The sequence below is a fragment of the Streptomyces sp. NPDC046203 genome, from assembly GCF_040646255.1.
GTDB lineage: Bacteria > Actinomycetota > Actinomycetes > Streptomycetales > Streptomycetaceae > Streptomyces.
Genome location: NZ_JBEYZX010000056.1, coordinates 1 through 20,820, shown reverse-complemented (window position 1 = coordinate 20,820; position 20,820 = coordinate 1). Strand labels below are relative to the sequence as shown.

Genomic DNA, 20,820 nt, shown 5'->3' with positions numbered 1-20,820 from the left:
TCCCGAAAACGCTTGACGGGTGGGTGAGTGCCCACTCACTCTAGGGGTGAGTGAATACTTACTCACCCCTTGGGAGGGTGCGACATGAAGCTCACCGTCTTCGGCGCGACCGGTGGCATCGGCCGGGAAATCGTCCGGCAGGCTCTCGACGCGGGCCACGAGGTCACCGCCGTCGTCCGCGATCCGGCCCGGTTCACCGTCACCGGCCCCCGACTGGAGGTCTTCCGGTCCGATCTGTCCGATCCGGAGGCCCTGCGCCCGGCCGTGGCGGGCCGGCACGCGGTCCTCTCCGGCCTCGGCGCCCGCGGTCTCGCGGACGCGGGCGTGGCGACCCGGCTGACCCGCTCGGTCCTGCGGGCCATGGAGGCGGCCGGGACCCGCCGGCTCCTCGTGGTCAGCGCGGCGCCCGTGGGCCCGCCGCCGGAGCGGCAGAGCCTGGCGGACAAGGCCGTGGTCGCGGCGGTCAGCGCCACGCTGAGGAAGATCTACGACGATCTGCGGGAGATGGAGGCGGAGCTGGCGGCGAGCGGCACCGACTGGACCTCCGTCCGGCCGCCCCGGCTGACGGACCAGCCGGTCACCGGCCACTACCGGCACGTGGTCGGCGGCACCCCGGTGAAGGGCCGGACGATCGCGCGCGCCGACGTGGCGCACGCGATGCTGGCGATGGCCGACGACCCGGCGACGGTGCGCCAGGGCGTGGGCATCGCGTACTGACCCGGTGACGCGTGACCCGTACGGGGCCGGGGCCCGTCCCGCCTCGCCCCGTACGCGAACCGGGCGCGCACCGGCCGGAGGAAATCCGGCGGGTGCGCGCCCGGGGCGACTTCAGGGACAGCCGGGTCAGATCTCGACGCCGACGGTCACCGGCTCGTTGACGAGGGTGACCCCGAACGCGTCCCGCACCCCGGCGACGACCTCGCGGGCGAGCGCGAGCAGGTCCTCGGTGGTGGCCTCGCCCCGGTTGGTGAGGGCGAGGGTGTGCTTGGTGGAGATCCGGGCGGGCCCGGAACCGTACCCCTTGGTGAAGCCGGCCTTGTCGATGAGCCAGGCGGCGGAGGTCTTGGTGGCGGCGGGACCCGCCGGGTACGCGGGCGCCTCCACGTCCGTACCGAGGCGCTCGGCGACCCGCTCCCGGAAGACCGCGAACTCCTCGTCGGTGAGGATCGGGTTGGTGAAGAAGGAGCCGGCGGACCAGGTGTCGTGGTCCTCGGGGTCGAGCACCATGCCCTTGCTCGCGCGCAGCTTCAGGACGGTGTCGTGGGCGTGCGCGAGCGGCACCCGCTCCCCCATCCCGACGCCGAGGGCGCGGGCGGTCTGCTCGTACGCGACGGGGGCGGAGAGCCCGCCCGCGTCCTCCAGGGCGAAGCGGACCCGCAGCACCACGTAGGTGTCGGGGAGCTCCTTGAAGAGGCTGTGGCGGTACGAGAAGCGGCACTCCTCGTTGGTGAGCGTGACCGTCGTGTCGTTCCGGGTGTCGTAGGCGACGACCTCGGTGAGGGTGGCCGACACGTCCTGGCCGTACGCGCCGACGTTCTGCACGGGCGTGGCACCGGCGGAGCCGGGGATTCCGGCCAGGCACTCGATTCCGGCGAGACCGGCCTCGACGGTCCGGGCCACGACCTCGCTCCACACCTCGCCGGCCGCGACCTCCAGCGTCGTCCCGTCCAGGGCGAAGCCCTTGGTGGCGATGTGGAGGACGGTGCCGTCGAAGCCCTTGTCGCCGATGACCAGGTTGGAGCCGCCGCCGATGACGAGCAGCGGGGTCCCGGCCGCGCCGGCCTCGCGGACCGCGGCGATCACCTCGGCGTCGGTGGTGGCCGTGACGAGCCGGGTGGCGGGGCCGCCGAGCCGGAAGGTGGTCAGGGGCGCGAGGGGGGTGTCGTGGAGTACGTGCACGGGCACAAGAGTACGTTCACCCGGCCTGGCGCCCGTGGGGCGGCACCGCGGGGCGCCGGGCGGCCGCGGTGCCGCGTGAAGGCCGTGCCGGGACCGTGTCAGGACACGGCGGAGCCCCGGTGCCGTCGGGCGCCGGGGCTCTCGTCCGTACCTCGGAAGGCCCGGAAAAGGCTCGGAGGCTCAGGCGAGCCGGACCACGGCCCGGGACATGCCCAGCACCTTCTGGCCCGCGCTCATGGCGGTGAGGTCGACCCGTACCCGCTGGTCGTCCAGCTTGGCGGCGACCTTCGCCGAGACCTCGATCACGGCGCCCTCGGCGTCGTCGGGGACGACGACGGGCTTGGTGAAGCGGACGCCGTACTCGACGACGGCGGCCGGGTCACCGGTCCAGTCGGTCACGACGCGGATCGCCTCGGCCATGGTGAACATGCCGTGCGCGATGACGTCCGGCAGTCCGACCTCCTTGGCGAACCGCTCGTTCCAGTGGATGGGGTTGAAGTCACCGGAGGCGCCGGCGTACCGGACCAGCGTGGCGCGGGTCACGGGGAAGGACTGCGCGGGCAGCTCGGTGCCGACCTCGACCTCGTCGTAGGCGATGTTCGCGGTCACGGTCAGGCCTCCTCGGGGGCGCGGGACACGAGCTTGGTCCAGGCGGTCACGACGTGCTCGCCGCTCTCGTCGTGGACCTCGCCGCGGATGTCCAGGATGTCGTTGCCGGCGAGCGACTTGATGGCCTCGATGGTGCTGGTCACCGTGAGGCGGTCGCCGGCCCGGACGGGGCGGGTGTAGGCGAACTTCTGGTCGCCGTGCACCACGCGGCTGTAGTCGAGGCCCAGCTGCGGGTCCTCGACGACCTGGCCGGCGGCCTTGAAGGTGATCGCGAAGACGAAGGTCGGCGGCGCCACGACATCCGGGTGACCGAGGTCCTTGGCGGCCTCCTGGTCGGTGTACGCGGGGTTGGCGTCCCCGATCGCCTCGGCGAACTCGCGGATCTTCTCGCGGCCGACCTCGTACGGCGGGGTGGGCGGATAGGTCCGCCCCACGAAGGACTGGTCGAGCGCCATGGCCTCGGACCTCCTGGATCTGTGCGCGATCTGGTGCGTGCGTGGTGCTTGGGGCGTTCGGGTGTACGTGCGGGCGGAGGTGACAGTGCGTACGCGTGCGTACGGCTGGATTCGGCCTGCACGCGTACGGCCGGCGGAGCGCCGACGTACTGGCGTACCGCCGCCGTACTGCCGAGTACGACCCGTGGAAACGACACGAGGCCGCCCCCTGAGTGGGGGCGGCCTCGTGTTCGAGCCTGGTTAGCGCGTCTCGCGGTGCGCGGTGTGCGCGTTGCAGCGCGGGCAGTGCTTCTTCATCTCCATGCGGTCCGGGTTGTTACGCCGGTTCTTCTTGGTGATGTAGTTCCGCTCCTTGCACTCCACGCAGGCCAGCGTGATCTTCGGGCGGACGTCGGTGGCAGCCACGTGAGTGCTCCTTGACGGACGGATAAACGGATGAACGCAGAAAAGAGTAGCCGATTGCAGGACCGACCCTACAATCGGCTACTGTGTGTAGCGGTGACCGGACTTGAACCGGTGACACAGCGATTATGAGCCGCTTGCTCTACCGACTGAGCTACACCGCTTTGATGTTCTGGATCCGCCCGAAGGCGGATCCTTCACACCAGAGCCCCAATACGGAATCGAACCGTAGACCTTCTCCTTACCATGGAGACGCTCTACCGACTGAGCTATTGGGGCGAGCGAGGAAGACATTACACGGTCCTGAGCCCATCACCCAAATCCATTCCCGCAGGCCCCGGCGGGGGTGGAGTGGAAGAGACGTGCGGGGCGGGTGCGGGTCTCGCGGAGGCCTTGTGCCGTAAGGGTTCCGGCTGGTCGGAGCGGTGCGGGGCGGGGTTGCGGAACCGGCCGCCGGCTCGCCTCCGGGCGCGGCCCGCTCCCCCGGTATCGACCCGCTGCCGACCCGTCGCCCCGGGTCCCCGACACCCGATCCGCCGCCCGGGAGCGTCGCCCCGTACCCCCGCACCGGTCTCCCGCGCCCCTCCACGGCCCTCGCGTACGCCCCACGCTCCCTCGCGCGCCTCGTACGCCACACGTGCCCTCATCGGTACGACTACTGCGCTCCTCCCCGAAGGCGGCACCGGCCGGCCCTAGGCTCGGGCCCGCCACGCTGCGTGATCTTGGCGTCCGGCGTCGCCGCCCTCGCCTCCGTCGCCCCCTTGCCTCCCTTGCCTCCATCGCCGCTATCGCCTCGCCGGGATCGCCTTCGCCGAGCCGGCCGTGAGGAGTCCTGTGTCAGCCGACAGCAAGCAGCCCCAGCAGCCCCCGCCCTCGCCCGACGACGGCCGGGCCGCCACCGGCACCACCGGGATCGCGCCGCTGCTGCTCTGCAACGCGCGGCTGACCGACGGCCGGATGGTCGACGTCCGGCTCGGCGGCGGCCGGATCGAGGCCGTCGGCACCGCGGGCAGCCTGAGCGCGGTGGGCGCCCGGGTGGACCTGTCCGGCTATCTGCTGCTGCCCGCGCCCGCCGAACCGCACGCGCACGCCGACACGGCCCTCACCGCCGACCTCACCGACCCCACTGACCCCATCAGGCCCACCGGGCCCACCGCCCCCTCCAGCCCCGTCCCCTACGGCACCGAGGAGGTCCAGCGGCGGGCCACCGAGGCGGCGTTGCTCCAGTTGGGGCACGGCGCGACGGCGCTGCGCGCCCACGTCCGGATCGGGGACGTGCACGGGCTCGGGCCGCTGGAGGCGGTGCTCCAGGCCCGGCGCTCGCTGCGCGGTCTGGCGGAGCTGACGACGGTGGCGGTGCCCCGGCTGCTGACCGGGGTGGCGGGCGCGGACGGGCTCGCGACGCTGCGGGACGCGGTGGCGATGGGCGCGGCGGTGGTCGGCGGCCGGCCGGACCTGGACCCGGATCCGACCGGGTACGTGGAGCTGGTCCTGGAACTCGCCGATGCGTACGGCCGCCCGGTGGACCTGCACACCGACGGGGACGATCCGGTACGCCTCGCGCGGCTCGCGGCGATGGCCGGGGGGCTGCGGGAGGGGGTGACGGTCGGGCCGTGCGCGGGGCTGCGGCGGCTGCCCGCCGAGACGGCCCGGCGGACGGCGGACCGGCTCGCGGCGGCCGGGGTGAGCGTGGTCTGCCTGCCCCAGGGCGGCTGCGCGGCGGCGGGGACCCGGGGCACGGCGCCGGTACGGCTGCTGCGGGCGGCCGGGGTGCGGGTCGCGGCGGGCGGCGGCGCGCTGCGGGACGTGTGCAATCCGGTGGGGCGGGGCGATCCGCTGGAGGCCGCGTATCTGCTGGCCTCGCTGGACGGGGTGGCCGAGGCGGCGGCGTACGGGGCCGTGAGCGCGGACGCGCGGGCGGCGATGGGGCTTCCGGAGGTACGGGTGGAGGCGGGCTTCCCGGCGGAGCTGCTGGCGGTGCGGGGCGCACGGCTCGCGGGCGTGCTGTCCCAGGCGTACAGCCGGATCGTGGTGCACCGGGGGCGGGTGGTGGCCCGGACGAGCGCGGTACGGGAGTACTGCGACCCGGCGGCGGCGCTCGACCTGCCCCGGCAGACCCGCCCGGATCGTCCCGACCGCCCGGACCGCCCTGACCGACCCGATCGCCCTGACCGACCCGACCGACCCGATCGGCCGGACCGGCCGGACCGGCCCGATTCGACAGGACCGGGCGGGCCGGGGGCCGTACGGTCGTGAGTATGCGCGTAGTCATCGCTGGAGGACACGGACAGATCGCCCTGCGGCTGGAGCGGTTGCTCGCCGCGGGCGGACACGAACCGGTGGGGATCGTCCGCCGCCCCGAACACGCCGAGGAGCTGCGGAAGGCCGGAGTCGGCGCGGTCGTCCTGGACTTGGAGTCGGCGTCCGTCGAGGAGGTCGCGGCGGCCCTGGAGGGCGCGGACGCGACCGTCTTCGCGGCGGGCGCGGGCCCGGGCAGCGGCGTGGAACGCAAGGACACGGTGGACCGCGCGGCGGCCGTCCTCCTCGCGGACGCGGCCGAACGGGCGGGAGTGCGCCGCTACGTGATCGTCTCCTCGATGGGCGCGGACGCGCGGCACGAGGGCGACGAGGTCTTCGACGTGTACCTGCGGGCGAAGGGCGCCGCCGACGACGCCGTACGGGCCCGGCCGAACCTGGACTGGACGGTGCTGCGCCCCGGGATGCTGACGAACGACGCGGGGACGGGCCTGGTCCGGCTGGAGGTCGCCGCGGGCCGGGGTCCGGTGCCCCGCGACGACGTGGCCGCGGTTCTCGCCGAACTCCTCGACACGCCGGGGGCGGCCGGGCTGACCCTGGAACTCGTCTCGGGCTCGGTCCCGGTCTCGGTCGCGGTGAAGGACATCGCGGGCAACTGAGCCGCACGGCACAGGCCCTGGCCCTGGCCCGGCCGGCCGTCCGAACCGGCCTGGCCCGCCGCGGCCGTACGAGCAGGTCCGGACATGCGAGAAGGTCCCCGGTGCGAACACCGGGGACCTTCTGCATCGCGTGGCGGCGCCAGGATTCGAACCTGGGTAGGCTAAGCCGACGGATTTACAGTCCGTTCCCATTGGCCACTCGGGCACACCGCCATGGGATTTCGTCACCTCGGAGCCGCTTTTCGGCTGCGCTCCCCGGCAACGAGGTAAACAATACCCGATCCCACGGGGTGCTCCACCACTGGATTGATCACAGGTTGGTGGCGGCCGGGTGGCTACGCTTTGCGCCGTACCCGATCACATCCGAGCAAGGAGCCTCACCTCATGGCCGACTCCAGTTTCGACATCGTCTCCAAGGTCGAGCGGCAGGAGGTCGACAACGCCCTCAACCAGGCCGCGAAGGAGCTCTCGCAGCGCTACGACTTCAAGGGCACCGGCGCCTCGATCTCCTGGTCGGGCGAGAAGATCCTGATGCAGGCGAGCGGCGAGGAGCGGGTCAAGGCGATCCTCGACGTCCTCGAGTCCAAGCTGATCAAGCGGGGCATCTCGCTGAAGTCGCTGGACGTGGAGGGCGAGCCGCAGCTCTCCGGCAAGGAGTACAAGCTCTTCGCCTCCATCCAGGAGGGCATCTCCCAGGAGAACGCCAAGAAGGTCGCCAAGATCATCCGTGACGAGGGCCCGAAGGGCGTCAAGGCACAGGTGCAGGGCGACGAACTGCGCGTCAGCTCGAAGAGCCGGGACGACCTCCAGGCCATCATCGCGCTCCTGAAGGGCAAGGACTTCGACTTCGCCCTCCAGTTCGTGAACTACCGCTGACCCTGCCGCTCCGGCTCCGCCGCACCGGCTGCCGCGCCGGCTCTTCCCGCCGGCCGCCGCACCCTCCCGCGACCCCGCCCCCACTCCCGGCTCCCCCGCCTTCCGGCCGCCCCGCCCCGTCAGGGTGGTGTCCGAAAAGCGCCAGCCGGGGGTGGGGGCGGGGTCGCACACTGGGGGCATGAGAACGAACGCGATGGTCTACAGCCGTATCGACGGACCGCTCGGCGCGATGCTCCTGGTGGGGCGGATCGGCGACGAGGGACGGGTCGTACTGCGCTCGCTGTCGCTGGAGGGGCAGAAGGGCGGCGTGGCGGTAGAGGAGGGGTGGGTCCGCGAGGACGCGGCGTTCGAGGAGATCGCCGGGCAGCTCGGGGCGTACTTCGACGGGCGGCGGGCCGGGTTCGACATCCCTTACGAGGAGTCCGGGACGGAGTTCCAGCGGCGGGTGTGGCGGGCCCTGGAGGAGATCCCCTACGGGACGACCGTCTCGTACGGCGAGATCGCGGCCCAGGTCGGTTCGTCCGGCGCGGGCGTACGGGCGGTGGGTACCGCGATCGGGCGCAATCCGCTGCTCGTGGTGCGGCCGTGCCACCGGGTGATCGGCGCGGACGGGAGTCTGCGGGGGTACGCCGCCGGACTCGACCGCAAGCGGGCCCTGCTGGACCTGGAGAGCGGGGCCGGGGAGCAACAGCCGTGACCGAAGGGCTGTTTCCGCGAGAGCGGAGCGAGCCCGCACCCGGGGCGGTGCACGTACCCGGGTGGCTGCCGCTGGATCGGCAGCGTGAACTGGTCGAGGCATGCCGGGAGTTCGGGCGCGGGCCGGTGGCGTACGCGTCGACGGCCCTGCCGGGTGGCGGGGTGATGTCGGTGCGCTCGCTGCATCTCGGGCGGCGCTGGGTGCCGTACCGCTATCTGGACGGCGTGGACCTCGAACTGCCGGACTGGCTGGTCGCGTTGGGGCGGGAGGCGGTGGTGGAGGCGTACGGCGCACATCGCGGTTTCACCCCGGACACCGGGCTCGTCAACTTCTACGGCGACGGCGCGCGCATGGGCATGCACCAGGACAAGGAGGAGCGTTCGCCCGCTCCGGTGGTGTCGCTGAGTCTGGGCGACACCTGTGTGTTCCGGCTCGGGAACACCGAGGGGCGGGGGCGGCCGTGGACGGATGTGGAGCTGGCGTCCGGGGACCTGTTCGTGTTCGGCGGGCCGTCGCGGTTCGCGTTCCACGGGGTGCCGAAGGTGTACCCGGGGACGGCCGAGCCCGCGCTCGGGCTGCGCGGGCGGCTCAACATCACTCTGCGGGAGACCGGGCTCTGATCCCCGGCTCCCGGCTCCCGGTCCCGACCGTCAGGGTCGGTGTCGGGGTCGGGGTCCGGGTCCGGGTCCGGGTCCGGGTCGGGGCCGCGACCGGTCCGGGGCTCAGCGTTCGCGCGAGTTGCCGAACAGGAGCCGGTAGCCGATCAGCAGCACCAGGGAGCCGCCGATCGCCGACAGCCAGGTGGCGGTGTCGAAGAAGTCGCGGTCGATCGGGCGGTCCAGGAAGCGGGACGAGATCCAGCCGCCGAGGAACGCGCCGATGATGCCGATCAGGGTCGTGCCGAGAACGCCGCCCGGGTCGCGGCCCGGGAGCAGGATCTTGGCGATGAGGCCGGCCAGCAGGCCGAGGACGATCCATCCGATGATGCTCATGCCGGGGAAGACGCCCTCAAGTGCTGGGACGGTTGCCCCGGGAATAGTGTTCGGCACATGACACAGGAGCTGCGCCGCACCCTCGGGGTGTTCGACGCCGTCGTCATCGGGCTCGGCTCGATGCTCGGCGCCGGGATCTTCGTGGCGCTCGCCCCCGCCGCCGGCGCGGCCGGCCCGGGGCTGCTCCCGGCGCTCGGGGTCGCCGCCGTGGTGGCGTACTGCAACGCGACGGCCTCGGCCCGGCTCGCGGCCCGCTACCCGTCCTCGGGCGGCACCTATGTGTACGGGCGCGAACGTCTCGGCCCCTTCTGGGGCTATCTGGCGGGCTGGGCCTTCGTCGTCGGGAAGACGGCGTCCTGCGCGGCGATGGCCCTGACCGTCGGGGCATATGCCTGGCCGGCGCACTCGCGCGAGGTGGCCGTGGCGGCGGTCGTGGCGCTGACCGCCGCCAACTACCGCGGGGTGCGGAAGTCGGCGTGGCTGACGCGGGTGATCGTGGCGGTGGTGCTCGCCGTCCTGGCCGCCGTCGTGGTGGCCGCCGCCGGGGCGGGGCGGGTGGAACGGCTCGCGCTCGCCGACGACCTTCCGGCGGGCGGGGTGCTCCAGGCGGCCGGGCTGCTGTTCTTCGCGTTCGCCGGGTACGCGCGGATCGCGACGCTCGGCGAGGAGGTCCGCGACCCGGAGCGGACCATTCCGCGGGCGGTGCCGATCGCGCTCGGCCTCACCCTTCTCGTGTACGCGGCGGTCGCCGTGACCGTGCTCGCCGTCCTCGGGCCGGACGCCCTGGCCGGCTCCGGCGCTCCGCTCGCGGACGCGGCGCGCGCGGCGGGAGCGTCCTGGCTGGTCCCGTTCGTCACCCTCGGCGCGGCGGCCGGAGCCCTCGGGTCGCTGCTGTCGCTGCTCCTCGGGGTCTCGCGGACGACGCTCGCCATGGCCCGGGACGGGCATATGCCGGCCCGGCTGGCCGCCGTCCACCCCCGTTTCCGGGTCCCGCACCAGGCGGAACTCGCCGTCGGCGCGGTCGTGGCCGTGCTCGCGGCGACGGTGGACGTACGGGGCGCGATCGGCTTCTCGTCGTTCGGCGTCCTCGTCTACTACGGCATCGCCAACGCCTCCGTCTGGACCCTGGACCGCCGCGACCGGCCGCTCGCCGTCCTCGGCCTCACCGGCTGCGCGGCCCTCGCCTTCGCCCTGCCGCCGGGCTCGGTCCTCGCGGGCCTCGGGGTGCTGGCGGTCGGCGTGGTGGCGTACGCGGTCAGGCGGGGACGCGCCGCGTCTCCCCGGCTCTGAGACCTTCTTCGGACTCCTGGGAGGCGGCCGGGCAGGGCTCGGCCGCGGCCAGGATCCGCCGGGCAGCCGATCCGCTAGCGGGCCGTGTGGCTGTAGCCGCCGAGGAACTGGTCGGTGGGGACGATCTCCTTGCCCAGCGGCAGCAGCGAGACCGGGATCATCTTGAAGTTCGCGAGGCCCAGCGGGATGCCGATGATCGTCAGGCACAGCGCGATGCCGGTGGTGATGTGGCCGAGGGCCAGCCACCAGCCGGCGAGGATCACCCACAGCACGTTGCCGATGAAGGACGGCGCGCCCGCGTCGCGGCGGTCGACGACCATGCGGCCGAAGGGCCACAGGGCGTAGACGCCGATGCGGAAGGAGGCAAGGCCGAAGGGGATGCCGATGATCGTGATGCAGAGCAGGAGCCCGGCCAGTACGTAGCCGAGGAACATCCAGAATCCACACAGGATCAGCCAGATAATGTTCAGGATCGTTTTCACGGGCGTCGACCTGCCATCTGTTCGAGCCGGGCGATGCGCTCGGCCATCGGCGGGTGGGTGGAGAACATCTTCGACAATCCCTGTCCCGGACGGAAGGGGTTGGCGATCATCATGTGGCTCGCCGTCTCGATCCTCGGCTCGGGCGGCAGCGGCAGCTGCTTGGTGCCCGCGTCGAGCTTGCGCAGGGCGCTGGCGAGGGCGAGCGGGTCGCCGGTGAGATGGGCGCCGGAGGCGTCCGCCTCGTACTCCCGGGAGCGGGAGATGGCGAGCTGGATGACGGACGCGGCGATCGGGCCGAGGAGCATGATCATCAGCATGCCGAGCAGCCCGGGGCCCTCGTCGTCGCTGGAGCGGCCGATCGGGATCAGCCAGGCGAAGTTGACCAGGAACATGATCACGGAGGCGAGCGCGCCCGCGACCGAGGAGATGAGGATGTCCCGGTTGTAGACATGGCTCAGCTCGTGGCCGATGACGCCGCGCAGCTCGCGCTCGTCGAGGATGGCGAGGATGCCCTCGGTGCAGCACACGGCCGCGTTGCGCGGGTTGCGGCCGGTGGCGAAGGCGTTGGGTGCCTGGGTGGGCGAGATGTAGAGCCGGGGCATGGGCTGGCGTGCCTGGGTGGAGAGCTCGCGGACCATCCGGTAGAGCGCGGGGGCCTCGAACTCGCTCACGGGGCGGGCGCGCATCGCGCGCAGGGCCAGCTTGTCGCTGTTCCAGTACGCGTAGGCGTTGGTCCCGAGGGCGACGACAAGGGCGACGATCAGTCCCGTACGCCCGAAGAAGCTGCCGATGAGGATGATGAGGGCGGAGAGCCCTCCGAGGAGGACCGCGGTCCTCAGCCCGTTGTGCCGGCGGTGCACGGTACGCCCTCCAAATGGTGCGGCAGGGGAACCCTTGTTCTGCGGATCCACCCTCCAGTGGACCCTTCTCTCCTGGTCAACGCCAGGCGGAGACCCCGGGTTCCCCGGCGCGCGCGGGGCGCCGTGCGGTCCGTACGGGTGAGAGGGGCGGGGCGTACGAAAAGCGGCGCCCCCTGCGGGCAGGGGGCGCCGGGTCCCGTACGGATACGGGCGGGGGTACGGGTACGGGCGGGGGTCAGCGGGCCGCCGGGACCGGGGTCTTCTCCAGGCCCGCCTTCCGCAGGGCGGCGGCGACCGGCTCGACCTCGCTCGTGCAGTGGGCGCAGCGGGAGGCGATGGCCGGGATCTCGGCGAAGCAGCGCGGGCAGTCGCGCTTCTCCGCCTTCGGGTCGGCCGCCTCCTCCTTGGCGAACTTCTCCTGGATCTTCGCCATGGGGACGACGAAGAGGAAGTAGAGGACGGCGGCGGTGACGACGAAGGCGATGGTCGCGGCGATGGCCAGACCGTAGGGGAAGACGGTCTTGCCGAGGGTGAAGCTGGCCTCGCTGAAGTCTCCGACGGAGCCGGTGGCGAGACCGATGAGCGGGGTGATGAACGCCTTGCTGAAGCCGGTGACGACGGCGGTGAACGCCGATCCGACGGCCAGACCGATCGCCATCGAGACGACGTTGCCGCGGAGGATGAAGTCCTTGAAGCCGGTCAGCACGGTGGTGCGCTCCTAGAGATGAAGTGCGTGGGGGGACAGAGGGGGGAGGGTCAGAACAGGGTGTTCGCCGCGTAGCGGAGGGCGAGCTGCGGGTATCCCGACAGCGCGACGCCCGCGACGGCGGTCAGCGCGAGGGCCAGGGTGACCGGGGTGGGGACCCGGCGCGGCGCCACCACGGAGGCGGGCCGCGGGGCGCCTTCCGGGGTGCGGAAGAGCAGCGCGGTCCACCGAAGGTAGTAGGCGAGGGCGATCACGACGTTGACGCCCATGATCACGGCCAGCCAGCCGAGGCCGGCGTCGACGGCCGCCGAGAAGACGGTCACCTTGGCGAAGAGACCGATGATACCCGGGGGCAGCCCGGCCAGGTTGAGAAGAAAGAAACCGAGCGCGAGGGCGGCGGCGGGGCGGGTCGCGAAGAGGCCCCGGTAGTCGGTGATCCGGTTCTTCGGGTGGGTACGGCCGACCAGGACGGCGACGGCGAAGGCGCCGAGGTTCACGGCGGCGTACATCAAGGCATATGCCACGGTCGCGCCGATCTGGTCGTCGCTGGAGTACGCGGCGGCTGCGATCGGCACCAGGAGGTAGCCGGCCTGCCCGACCGAGGACCAGGCGAGCAGCCGGACCGCGCTCCACGCGCGCGTGGGGTTCTGGCGCAGGGCGGCGACGTTGCCGACGGTCATGGTGAGCGCGGCGAGGACGGCGAGCGCGGGGCCCCAGACGTGCGCGTACGTGGGGAACGCCACGACGGTCACCAGGATGATGCCGGTGAAGCCGACGGCCTTGCCGACGACGGAGAGGTAGCCGGCCACGGGCAGTGGGGCGCCGACATAGGTGTCGGGGACCCAGAAGTGGAAGGGGACGGCGGCCGTCTTGAAGGCGAAGCCGACGAGGGTGAGGACGACACCGGCCTGGGCGAGGGTGTGCAGCTGGCCGGGGACGTCGTCGAGGCGCTGGGCGATCTCGGTGAGATGGAGCGTGCCGGTGGCCGCGTAGACGAAGCTCGCGCCGAGCAGGGTGACGGCGGTGGCGGTGACGGACGACAGGAAGAACTTCAGCGCGGACTCGCTGGACATCCGGTCGCCGCGACGCATGCCGACGAGCGCGAAGGCGGGCAGCGAGGCCACTTCCAGGGCGACGACGAGGGTGGCCAGGTCGCGGGCGGCGGGCAGCAGGGCCGCGCCGGCGGCGGACGAGAGCAGCAGGAACCAGTACTCGCCGGCCGGCAGCTTCCGGCGGGTGTCGGCGTGCGAGAGCAGCGCGGTGACAAGGGCTCCGGCGAGCACCAGGAACTGGATGACCAGGGTGAAGGTGTCGGCGGTGTAGCTGCACGCGGGCGCGTGCGTGCCGGCGGCCCGCGCGGCGGCGTCGGTGAGGCAGAAGGTCCGGTGGTCGCCGGCGCGCAGCGGCAGCAGCAGCGCGAGCGCGGCGGCGAGACCGGCGGTCGCGGTCCAGCCGAGGAGGTGCTTGCGGGCCGCCGGGAGGAACAGGTCGGCGACCAGGATCGCGACGGCGACGACGGCGGTGAGCAGGGGCGGCGCGATGGCCGCCCAGTCCACGCTCTGGACGAGGCTGGGGGTGGCCGGGGCGGCGGCGACGGCCGTGACGGCGCTGCCGGCGGGCCCCGCGGCCAGACCGGTGATCGCCTCGGAGAGCGCGCCGGAGGCCGTACCGGAGACGGCTCCGGGCAGGGCGCCCGGCACCGCTCCGGAAGCCGCGCCGGGCCCCGTCGCCAGGACGGTGGTCACGTCGGTGATCACGGCGGTGGTCGTCGTCACGTCGGGGATCACTGCTTTCCTCCCGCGAGGAGCTGCTGGACGGCCGGGTCGGTGAGGCCGAGGAGGACGGCGGGCCACAGTCCGGCGAGGACGGTGAGGGCGGCGAGCGGGGTCCAGGCCGCGAACTCGTACCCCTGGACGTCGGCGAGCGCGCGCTCCCCGGCGGGGCGCGGGCCGCCCATGCAGACGCGGCGCACGACGAGGAGGAGGTAGGCCGCGGTGAGCAGGGTGCCGAAGGCGCCGACCGCCATGCAGGTGAGGAAGGCGGGGCGGCTGAGTCCGGCGGCCGGGTCGAAGGCGCCGAACAGGGCGAGCATCTCGCCCCAGAACCCGGCGAGGCCGGGCAGTCCGAGGGAGGCGACGGCGGCGAACGCGAGGAGCGCGCCGAGGCGCGGGGCGCGGCCGTAGAGGGCGGCGCCGGTGGCCCCGGCGAGGGTGTCGAGGTCGGCGGTGCCATAGCGGTCCTTGACGGCCCCGGCGAGGAAGAACAGCAGGCCGGTGATGAGGCCGTGGGCGATGTTCGCGAACAGCGCGCCGTTGACGCCGGTGGGGGTCAGGGTGGCGATGCCGAGCAGGACGAAGCCCATGTGGCCGACGGAGCTGTACGCGATGAGGCGCTTCAGGTCGCCCTTGTTGCCGGGCCGCGCGAGGGCGAGGCAGGCGAGGGATCCGTAGACGATGCCCGCGACCGCGAAGGCGGCGAGGTACGGGGCGAAGGTGTGCATGCCCTCGGGGGCGATCGGCAGCGCGATGCGGACGAACCCGTACGTGCCCATCTTCAGGAGCACACCGGCGAGGAGGACGGAGCCGACGGTCGGGGCAGCGGTGTGGGCGTCCGGGAGCCAGCTGTGCAGCGGCCACATCGGAGTCTTCACGGCGAGCCCGAGACCGATCGCGAGAACGGCGATGACCTGCACGGACGTGGTCAGCGACCGGCCGTTGTCAGTGGCGAGTGCCACCATGTCGAACGTGCCCGCCTTCAGACCGACGAGGAGCAGGCCGAGCAGCATGATCACGGAGCCGAGCACCGTGTAGAGGATGAATTTCAGGGCGGCGGCCTGGCGGTCCGCGCCGCCCCAGCGGGCGATGAGGAAGTACATCGGGACGAGGACCGTCTCGAAGGCCAGGAAGAACAGCACGAGATCGAGTACGGCGAAGGTCGCCAGGGTGCCGGTCTCCAAGAGCAGGAGCAGGGCGACGAAGGCCCGGGGGGACGGGCCGGCCGGGGGCTTGAAATAGGAGTAGAGCGCGCAGAGGAAGGTCAGCAGCGCGGTCAGGAGCAGGAGGGGGAGGGAAATGCCGTCGACGCCGAGGTGGATCCGCACGTCGAGTGCCTTGATCCAGGTGATGTCGGTGGTGGCCTGCATCGCCTGGGGGTGGGCGTGGTCGAAGCCGAGGGCGAGGACGATCGCGGCCAGCAGGATCACGCCGGTGACGGTGACGCCGTGGCGGAGCACGGCCTGCTCGGGTGAGCTGCCCTTCAGTCCGGGCGGGGCCGGCAGGAGCGCGGCGGCGGCGCCGAGGAGCGGGCCGGCGACGATCAACGCCAGAAGGAACTGCATCACGGATTCGCTGATATCGATCACGGGTCACGCTCCGGCGGCGGCGTTGGCGAGGGCGACGGCGACGACCGCCAGGACGACGGAGCCGGCGAGCAGAGCGCCGAGGTAGGTCTGCACATTGCCGGTCTGGGCCCGGCGGACGAGCCGGCCGAGGCCCTTGGCTCCGCTGCCCGCGCCGCGTACGTACGTGTCGACGACCTCCCGGTCCAGGAAGCGGACCAGGGACGCGGCGGCGAGCACGGGGCGGACGAACAGGGTCCGGTAGGCCGCGTCCAGGCGGAAGCCCTCGGCGGCGGGCCGGTGCAGCGGGCCGAGCAGGGCGCGGCCGGGGTCCGGGTCGTGGTCGGGGGCCGGGTGCGGCAGGTCCAGCGCCTCCGCCTCGACCTGGCCCGCCTCGGCGCCGGGGTGGGCGACGTGCGGGGCGATCCGGACGGGGCGGGCCGCCGCCTTGGCGACGAGCGTGTGCCAGACCGCGTAGGTGACGGCGCCGCCGACGACGGCGAGGCCGGTGCCGAGCACGGCCGTGGTGACGGTCGGGGTCAGCGCGTGGCCGCCGAACCAGTCGCCGAGGGCGGGCGCGGCGAGCCCGAGCGCGAGGGAGGGGACGGCGAGCACCCACAGCACGGTGGTCATGGCGACCGGCTGGCGTCCGTGGTCGGGCGCCTCGGCGCCCCGGCCGCGGAAGGCGAGGAGCCACAGCCGGGTCGCGTACGCGGCGGTGAGCAGGGCCGTCAGGAGACCGGCGACGAGCACGATCCAGCCGGCCGCGGCGGGGGCGGCGGTCGCCTCCCCGGCCTGGGCGGTGGCGGTGTGCTCGGCGGCGACGAGGACGGCTTCCTTGGAGAAGAAGCCGGCGAACGGCGGGATCGCGGCGAGCGCGAGCAGACCGATGCTCATCGTCCAGTACGCGTCCGGGACCCGCCGGGTCAGTCCGCTCATCCGGGACATGGCGGTGAGCGAGTTGGTGCCGGCGGCGTGGATGACCGTACCGGCGGCGAGGAACAGCAGCGCCTTGAAGGCGCCGTGCGTGAGGAGGTGGAAGACAGCGGAGGCGCGGTCGCCGACGGCGAGGGCGCCGGCCATGTAGCCGAGCTGCCCGATCGTCGAGTAGGCGAGCACCCGCTTGATGTCGTCCTGAGCGAGCGCGGCGAGCGCCGAGCCCGTCATGGTGAGCGCGGCCATCACGGCGAGCACGGTCAGCGCGGCGGCGGAGGCGGCGAAGACAGGCAGCAGCCGGGCGGTGAAGTAGATACCGGCCGCCACCATGGTGGCGGCGTGGATGAGCGCGGAGACGGGGGTGGGGCCGGCCATCGCGTCGGGCAGCCAGGTGTGCAGCGGGAACTGCGCGGACTTGCCCGCGACCCCCGCGAGGAGCAGCAGCGCCACGAGGGTGGGGTGGTCGAGACCGCCGCTCGCGACGGCGCCGAGCACCCCGGTGATCCGGAAGGTGCCCGCGTCGGCGGCGAGCGCGAACAGGCCGATCAGGAACGGCACGTCGCCGAGCTTGGTGACCAGGAATGCCTTGAGGGAGGCCGCGCGGGCCTCGGGGGTCTCCCAGTAGTGCCCGACGAGGAAGTACGAGCAGATGCCCATGATCTCCCAGCCGACCAGGAGCACCATCAGGTCGCCGGAGTAGACGACGAGCAGCATCGCGGAGGTGAAGAGGGAGACGAGCGCGGCGTACGAGGGGTAGCGCGGGTCGTGCCGGAGGTAGCCGGTCGAGTAGACCTGCACGCAGGTGGCGACCACGCCGACCAGGATGGCGACGAGCGCGGCGAAGGCGTCGATGTGCAGGGCCAGGTCGATGGGGACCGAGCCGGTCGGGGTGAGCCGGGTCGCGGCGTCGATCGCCGTACCGCCGCCCTGCCGTACGGCGACCAGGACGGCGAGCACGGCGGCGGCGAGGGCCGGGAGCACGGCGAGGGGGCGGACGAATCCGGGCGCGGTGCGGCCGAGGAGCAGACCGGCGACGGCGCCAAGGAAGGGCAGGAGGGGGACGAGGACGGCGAGGGTCGTGGTGGTCACGCGGTGGCCTCGGCCTTCTCGCCGGTGGACGGCTTGGTGGTGTCGGTGGACGGCTTGCCGCTGGTGGACGACTGCTCGTCGGTGGACGGCGTCCCGCCGGTGGACGGCTTCTCGTCGGTGGACGGCTTCTCGTCGGGTCCCTGGTCGTCGGACCACGGGTCGTCGGACCACGGGTCGTCGGGGCCGGAGCCGGGGTGGGGGCGGGGGCCGTCGGGGCCGTGGGGGCCGGAGTCGTCGGGGCCGGGGCGCTCGGCGGTGTCGCGGAGCCGGTCCACGTCCGCGGTGCCCCGGTTGCGGTAGACCATCAGGACGATCGCGAGGCCGATGCCGATCTCGGCGGCGGCGATGGCGATGACGAAGAGGGTGAGCGCCTGGCCGGCGTGCAGGGTGTCGCGGAGCCAGACGTCGAAGGCGACCAGGTTGAGGTTGACGGCGTTGAGCATCAGCTCGACGGACATCAGGACGAGGATCGCGTTGCGGCGGGCGAGGACGCCGTACAGGCCGACGCAGAAGAGGAGGGCGGCGAGGACGGCCGGGTAGACGAGATGCATCAGTGGGTCTCCTCGGCCGGGTTCGCAGCCGGGTCCGCGAGGGCTTCGCGGCCGGCGCCGCCGGCTGGGTCGTCGCCTTCGTCGTCACCGTCGTCGCCGTCCTCCGGGGACTTCTTCCGGGACAGGACGATCGCCCCGACGAGGGCGGCGAGCAGCAGGACGGACAGGGCCTCGAAGGGCAGCACCCAGTTCCGGAAGAGGAACCGGCCCGTCACCTCGGTGGAGCCCTGCGCGGGTCCGCCGAGGCCGATCCACGTCGTACGGAACGCGTCCACGACCACCCACACCAGCGCCGCCGCGGCGGCGATCGCCACGGCGAGGGCCACCGGCCGGTTGCCCGAGTCGGCGTCCGGGGAGCGGCCGATGGGGGCCCGGGTGAGCATGAGCCCGAAGAGGAGGAGGACGACGACCGAGCCCACGTAGATCAGCACCTGCACCCAGGCGATGAACTCGGCGGTCAGCAGCAGGTACTCGACGGCGAGCCCGCCGAGCGCCACGACCAGCCAGAGCGCGGCGTGCACGAGCTGCTTGGTGGTGACGGTGACGAGGGCCGCGCCGAGGGTGGCGAGGCCGACGAGGAGGAAGACGACCTCGACGCCGGTGGGCGAGAGGAAGCCGCGGGTGGCCGGGGCGGCCTCGGCCGCCGTCTGGGCGGCGTGGGCGGCCTGGGCGAGAGGGGTGAGGGGGGTGAGAGGGGCGAGGATCACTGTCCGTCCTCCCCGCGCTGCTCTGCCTCGGCGGCTTCGGCCGCGGCTTGGGCCGCCTGGGCCTGGGCTGTCTTCTCGGCGGCCTTGCGCGCGGCGGCGATCTCCTTCGGCTCCTCCGCGCACGGGTCGAGCGCGGGCGGTTCCGGAACCGTCCACATCCACTCGCGCAGCTTGTCGCGCTCGTGCGTCAGCTCCTGGATGTCGGTCTCCGCGTACTCGAACTCGGGCGACCAGAACAGCGCGTCGAACGGGCACACCTCGACGCAGATACCGCAGTACATGCAGAGCGAGAAGTCGATCGCGAAGCGGTCGAGGACGTTGCGGCTGCGCTCGCGCCCGCCGGGGGCGGCGGCCGGCACGGTCTCCTTGTGGGAGTCGATGTAGATGCACCAGTCGGGGCACTCGCGGGCGCACAGCATGCAGACCGTGCAGTTCTCCTCGAACAGCGCGATCACCCCGCGCGTGCGGGGCGGCAGCTCGGGCTGCGCGTCCGGGTACCGCAGGGTGATGTTCCGGCGCGTCATCGTGCGCAGGGTGACGGCGAGGCCCTTGGCCAGGCCGGATCCGAACGGGGGTGCCATCAGCTGATCGCCACCTTCACGATGCCGGTGAGCGCGATCTGCGCGAGCGCGAGCGGGACGAGGGTCGTCCAGGCGAACTTCTGGAGCTGGTCCTCGCGCAGCCGGGGATACGAGACCCGCAGCCAGATCACGACGAACGCCAGGACGGCGGTCTTGAGCAGGGTCCAGAGCCAGCCGAGACCGTCGGCGCCGAACGGGCCGTGCCAGCCGCCGAGGAAGAGGACGGTGGTCAGCCCGCACAGCACGACGATGCCGGCGTACTCGGCGAGCAGGAACAGCGCGAACCGCAGACCGGTGTACTCGGTGTACGCGCCGAAGATGATCTCCGAGTCGGCGACGGGCATGTCGAACGGCGGGCGCTGGAGCTCCGCGAGCCCGGCGACGAAGAAGACCAGCGCGCCCACGATCTGCCACGGCACCCACCACCACGCGAAGGCATCGAGGATGCCGGGCAGCGAGACGGTGCCGGCCGCCATCGCGACGGAGGCGGCGGCGAGCAGCATGGGCAGTTCGTACGCGAGGAGCTGGGCGGCGCTGCGGACGGCGCCGAGCAGCGAGTACTTGTTCGCCGACGCCCAGCCGGCCATCAGACTGCCGAGCACGCCGACGCCCATGACGGCGAGCACGAAGAAGATCCCCGCGTCGACCACCTGCCCGACCGCGCCCTCGCCGGGGCCGATCGGGATCGCGACGAGGACGAGGAGGTACGGGAGGAGGGCGACGGCCGGCGCGATCCGGAAGACCCGCCGGTCGGCGTCGGCCGGGACGATGTCCTCCTTCTGCGCGAACTTCACCCCGTCCGCGACGAGCTGCGCCCAGCCGTGGAACCCGCCCGCGTACATGGGGCCGAGCCGGCCCTGCATATGGGCCATCACCTTGTGTTCCGTCTGTCCGACGACGAGCGGCAGGACGAGGAACGCGACGAAGACGGCGAGCAGGCGGAGGGCGACGTCGAGTACGTCGGTCACGCGGAATCGCCTCCTTCGGCGTGGGGGGTGGGTTCGGATTCGGTTTCGGTGGTGGGGGTGGCGCCGGGGTCCGGGGCGGTACCGGGGTCCGGGGCGGTGCCAGGGTCCGGGGCGGTGCCGGGGTCCGGGGCGGGCGGCTCTTCCCGGGCGCGGTCAGCCTCGCGGCCGGACGCTTCGGGGTCCCGGCCCGTGGCCTTCTCGCCGGGCTGGTCGGCGGGCTTGTCGCCGGGCTTGTCGGCGGGCTTGTCGGCGGACTTCTCGGGTTCCTTGGGCACCTCGGGTGTCTCGGGTGCCTTGGCCGCCTCGGTGCCGTCGTCGAACGCCGGCCGTGCGTGGTGCCACGGGGCGTCCGAGCTGCGGGTACGAGGTGCGGGCCGTACGTGCCCTGGCTGCCGTAGGTGCCCTGATCGCCGTACGTGCCGTGGTTGCCGTAGGCGTCGTAGGCACCATGGGTGCCCTGGTCTCCGT

At 72.9% G+C, this 20,820-nt stretch carries 22 protein-coding genes, 3 tRNA genes and 1 pseudogene; 7 read left to right on the top strand and 19 right to left on the bottom strand.

The window, feature by feature from the left end; all coding sequences use genetic code 11:
• Positions 1-84 precede the first annotated feature (84 nt).
• The gene (locus tag ABZ990_RS27845; protein ID WP_361237204.1) at positions 85-717 is read left to right on the top strand and encodes an SDR family oxidoreductase; all 633 of its coding nucleotides are present in this window, start codon (positions 85-87) and stop codon (positions 715-717) included.
• Between the two features lie 126 nt (positions 718-843).
• On the opposite strand, the gene ABZ990_RS27840 is transcribed toward ABZ990_RS27845, so the two are convergent.
• The 6 genes from ABZ990_RS27840 to ABZ990_RS27815 all read right to left on the bottom strand — a co-directional run bounded on the left by ABZ990_RS27840 (position 844) and on the right by ABZ990_RS27815 (position 3,644).
• Positions 844-1,899: a UDP-N-acetylmuramate dehydrogenase gene (locus ABZ990_RS27840; protein ID WP_361237201.1), complete on the bottom strand. Its 1,056-nt coding sequence runs from the start codon at positions 1,897-1,899 to the stop codon at positions 844-846.
• 180 nt (positions 1,900-2,079) lie between these two features.
• Positions 2,080-2,508 (bottom strand): MaoC family dehydratase, encoded by a 429-nt coding sequence (locus ABZ990_RS27835; protein ID WP_361237197.1) that lies wholly within the window; start codon positions 2,506-2,508, stop codon positions 2,080-2,082.
• 2 nt (positions 2,509-2,510) lie between these two features.
• Entirely contained in the window at positions 2,511-2,963 is a 453-nt protein-coding gene (locus ABZ990_RS27830) for a MaoC family dehydratase N-terminal domain-containing protein (protein WP_361237194.1), read from the bottom strand.
• A gap of 240 nt (positions 2,964-3,203) precedes the next feature.
• Positions 3,204-3,368, bottom strand: a complete 165-nt coding sequence (gene rpmG / locus ABZ990_RS27825; protein ID WP_018834916.1) for a 50S ribosomal protein L33 — start codon at positions 3,366-3,368, stop codon at positions 3,204-3,206.
• Between the two features lie 88 nt (positions 3,369-3,456).
• Positions 3,457-3,529, bottom strand: a tRNA-Met gene (locus ABZ990_RS27820).
• 42 nt (positions 3,530-3,571) lie between these two features.
• A tRNA-Thr gene (locus ABZ990_RS27815) sits at positions 3,572-3,644 on the bottom strand.
• A 555-nt stretch (positions 3,645-4,199) separates the two neighbouring features.
• Between ABZ990_RS27815 and ABZ990_RS27810 the strand changes: the two genes are divergently transcribed.
• Entirely contained in the window at positions 4,200-5,621 is a 1,422-nt protein-coding gene (locus ABZ990_RS27810) for a hydrolase (protein WP_361237190.1), read from the top strand.
• Positions 5,622-5,623: 2 nt separating this feature from the next.
• Entirely contained in the window at positions 5,624-6,280 is a 657-nt protein-coding gene (locus ABZ990_RS27805; protein WP_361237187.1) for an SDR family oxidoreductase, read from the top strand.
• A 131-nt stretch (positions 6,281-6,411) separates the two neighbouring features.
• Here the strand turns inward: ABZ990_RS27805 and ABZ990_RS27800 are convergent.
• A tRNA-Tyr gene (locus tag ABZ990_RS27800) sits at positions 6,412-6,493 on the bottom strand.
• A gap of 171 nt (positions 6,494-6,664) precedes the next feature.
• Here ABZ990_RS27800 and ABZ990_RS27795 point away from each other — a divergent pair.
• The 3 genes from ABZ990_RS27795 (at position 6,665) to ABZ990_RS27785 (ending at position 8,473) form a co-directional block, all read left to right on the top strand.
• Positions 6,665-7,156 (top strand): YajQ family cyclic di-GMP-binding protein, encoded by a 492-nt coding sequence (locus ABZ990_RS27795; RefSeq protein WP_361237184.1) that lies wholly within the window; start codon positions 6,665-6,667, stop codon positions 7,154-7,156.
• 178 nt (positions 7,157-7,334) lie between these two features.
• Positions 7,335-7,853: a methylated-DNA--[protein]-cysteine S-methyltransferase gene (locus ABZ990_RS27790; RefSeq protein WP_361237181.1), complete on the top strand. Its 519-nt coding sequence runs from the start codon at positions 7,335-7,337 to the stop codon at positions 7,851-7,853.
• Positions 7,850-8,473, top strand: coding sequence for an alpha-ketoglutarate-dependent dioxygenase AlkB (locus ABZ990_RS27785; protein ID WP_361237179.1), 624 nt, complete (start codon positions 7,850-7,852; stop codon positions 8,471-8,473). The genes ABZ990_RS27790 and ABZ990_RS27785 overlap by 4 nt, the downstream gene beginning before the upstream one ends.
• A 102-nt stretch (positions 8,474-8,575) precedes the next feature.
• On the opposite strand, the gene ABZ990_RS27780 is transcribed toward ABZ990_RS27785, so the two are convergent.
• Positions 8,576-8,845, bottom strand: coding sequence for a GlsB/YeaQ/YmgE family stress response membrane protein (locus ABZ990_RS27780; protein WP_361237176.1), 270 nt, complete (start codon positions 8,843-8,845; stop codon positions 8,576-8,578).
• A gap of 57 nt (positions 8,846-8,902) precedes the next feature.
• Between ABZ990_RS27780 and ABZ990_RS27775 the strand changes: the two genes are divergently transcribed.
• Positions 8,903-10,135 (top strand): amino acid permease, encoded by a 1,233-nt coding sequence (locus tag ABZ990_RS27775; RefSeq protein WP_361237173.1) that lies wholly within the window; start codon positions 8,903-8,905, stop codon positions 10,133-10,135.
• 74 nt (positions 10,136-10,209) lie between these two features.
• Here the strand turns inward: ABZ990_RS27775 and ABZ990_RS27770 are convergent, their stop codons facing one another.
• The 11 genes and pseudogenes from ABZ990_RS27770 to ABZ990_RS27720 all read right to left on the bottom strand — a co-directional run bounded on the left by ABZ990_RS27770 (position 10,210) and on the right by ABZ990_RS27720 (position 20,627).
• Positions 10,210-10,617, bottom strand: coding sequence for a YccF domain-containing protein (locus ABZ990_RS27770; protein ID WP_361237170.1), 408 nt, complete (start codon positions 10,615-10,617; stop codon positions 10,210-10,212).
• Positions 10,614-11,477 (bottom strand): zinc metalloprotease HtpX, encoded by an 864-nt coding sequence (gene htpX / locus ABZ990_RS27765; protein WP_361237167.1) that lies wholly within the window; start codon positions 11,475-11,477, stop codon positions 10,614-10,616. The genes ABZ990_RS27770 and htpX overlap by 4 nt, the downstream gene beginning before the upstream one ends.
• A 235-nt stretch (positions 11,478-11,712) precedes the next feature.
• Positions 11,713-12,183: a large conductance mechanosensitive channel protein MscL gene (mscL, locus tag ABZ990_RS27760; protein WP_361237164.1), complete on the bottom strand. Its 471-nt coding sequence runs from the start codon at positions 12,181-12,183 to the stop codon at positions 11,713-11,715.
• 50 nt (positions 12,184-12,233) lie between these two features.
• Positions 12,234-13,814 (bottom strand): NADH-quinone oxidoreductase subunit N, encoded by a 1,581-nt coding sequence (locus tag ABZ990_RS27755; RefSeq protein ID WP_361237255.1) that lies wholly within the window; start codon positions 13,812-13,814, stop codon positions 12,234-12,236.
• Positions 13,815-13,966: 152 nt separating this feature from the next.
• A complete protein-coding gene (locus ABZ990_RS27750; protein WP_361237252.1) occupies positions 13,967-15,520 on the bottom strand; it encodes an NADH-quinone oxidoreductase subunit M in 1,554 nt (517 codons plus the stop codon).
• A 27-nt stretch (positions 15,521-15,547) separates the two neighbouring features.
• Positions 15,548-17,545: an NADH-quinone oxidoreductase subunit L gene (locus tag ABZ990_RS27745; protein ID WP_361237161.1), complete on the bottom strand. Its 1,998-nt coding sequence runs from the start codon at positions 17,543-17,545 to the stop codon at positions 15,548-15,550.
• Between the two features lie 248 nt (positions 17,546-17,793).
• Positions 17,794-18,096 (bottom strand): annotated as a pseudogene (gene nuoK, locus ABZ990_RS27740) (NADH-quinone oxidoreductase subunit NuoK); the annotation flags it as partial.
• Positions 18,096-18,803 carry an NADH-quinone oxidoreductase subunit J gene (locus tag ABZ990_RS27735; protein WP_361237158.1) on the bottom strand — a complete coding sequence of 236 codons (708 nt, stop codon included), beginning with the start codon at positions 18,801-18,803 and terminating at the stop codon, positions 18,096-18,098. The gene ABZ990_RS27735 and the pseudogene nuoK, both read right to left, overlap by 1 nt.
• Positions 18,800-19,384, bottom strand: coding sequence for an NADH-quinone oxidoreductase subunit I (locus tag ABZ990_RS27730; protein WP_361237155.1), 585 nt, complete (start codon positions 19,382-19,384; stop codon positions 18,800-18,802). The genes ABZ990_RS27735 and ABZ990_RS27730 overlap by 4 nt, the downstream gene beginning before the upstream one ends.
• Positions 19,384-20,352: a complex I subunit 1 family protein gene (locus ABZ990_RS27725; RefSeq protein WP_361237152.1), complete on the bottom strand. Its 969-nt coding sequence runs from the start codon at positions 20,350-20,352 to the stop codon at positions 19,384-19,386. The genes ABZ990_RS27730 and ABZ990_RS27725 overlap by 1 nt, the downstream gene beginning before the upstream one ends.
• Positions 20,349-20,627 (bottom strand): hypothetical protein, encoded by a 279-nt coding sequence (locus tag ABZ990_RS27720; RefSeq protein WP_361237149.1) that lies wholly within the window; start codon positions 20,625-20,627, stop codon positions 20,349-20,351. The genes ABZ990_RS27725 and ABZ990_RS27720 overlap by 4 nt, the downstream gene beginning before the upstream one ends.
• Positions 20,628-20,820: the final 193 nt, after the last annotated feature.

Coding starts and splice junctions, on each gene's coding strand:
- ABZ990_RS27775 (WP_361237173.1), top strand. CDS start 8,903: ATGACACAGGAGCTGCGCCGCACCCTCGGGGTGTTCGACGCCGTCGTC.
- ABZ990_RS27790 (WP_361237181.1), top strand. CDS start 7,335: ATGAGAACGAACGCGATGGTCTACAGCCGTATCGACGGACCGCTCGGC.
- ABZ990_RS27730 (WP_361237155.1), bottom strand. CDS start 19,384: ATGGCACCCCCGTTCGGATCCGGCCTGGCCAAGGGCCTCGCCGTCACC.
- ABZ990_RS27750 (WP_361237252.1), bottom strand. CDS start 15,520: ATGCAGTTCCTTCTGGCGTTGATCGTCGCCGGCCCGCTCCTCGGCGCC.
- ABZ990_RS27805 (WP_361237187.1), top strand. CDS start 5,624: ATGCGCGTAGTCATCGCTGGAGGACACGGACAGATCGCCCTGCGGCTG.
- ABZ990_RS27830 (WP_361237194.1), bottom strand. CDS start 2,963: ATGGCGCTCGACCAGTCCTTCGTGGGGCGGACCTATCCGCCCACCCCG.
- ABZ990_RS27780 (WP_361237176.1), bottom strand. CDS start 8,845: ATGAGCATCATCGGATGGATCGTCCTCGGCCTGCTGGCCGGCCTCATC.
- ABZ990_RS27845 (WP_361237204.1), top strand. CDS start 85: ATGAAGCTCACCGTCTTCGGCGCGACCGGTGGCATCGGCCGGGAAATC.
- ABZ990_RS27795 (WP_361237184.1), top strand. CDS start 6,665: ATGGCCGACTCCAGTTTCGACATCGTCTCCAAGGTCGAGCGGCAGGAG.